Source organism: Paenibacillus sp. MZ03-122A, from assembly GCF_024213325.1.
Taxonomy (GTDB): domain Bacteria; phylum Bacillota; class Bacilli; order Paenibacillales; family Paenibacillaceae; genus Paenibacillus; species Paenibacillus polymyxa_B.
On the sequence record NZ_JANAVI010000067.1, the window covers coordinates 1 to 419 of the forward strand.

General features: G+C 52.0%; 1 protein-coding gene. It reads left to right on the top strand.

The genetic code is table 11. From position 1 onward, the window contains the following. A partial coding sequence (locus NLX74_RS25570; protein WP_254330942.1) for a condensation domain-containing protein occupies positions 1-419 on the top strand: 419 nt, incomplete at both ends.

Sequence of the window (419 nt, forward strand, 5' to 3'; positions counted from 1 at the left end):
TCGGCTCAAAAACGACTGTACATTTTGAGCCATCTGGAAGGTGGGGATCTCAGCTACAATATGCCGGGTGTATTAACCGTGGAGGGGCCACTTCAGGCCGATCGGCTGGAAGATGCGTTCCGTCAGTTAATAGCCCGCCATGAAACGCTGCGGACTTCCTTTGAAATGGTGGAAGGCGAGGTCGTTCAGCGCGTTTACGATCAAGTGGAGTTTGCAGTAGAGCGCCTGCAGGCTAGGGAGTCCGAAGCCGAAGCTTATATCGAGTCCTTTGTACGCAGCTTTGATCTTCGCCAGGCACCACTGCTGCGTGTTCGTCTCATTCAAACTGGACCAGAGCGCCATCTCCTGATGTACGACATGCACCATATTATTTCAGACGGTGTATCGTCTAACAATATCGTGCAGGAGCTGGTACAACT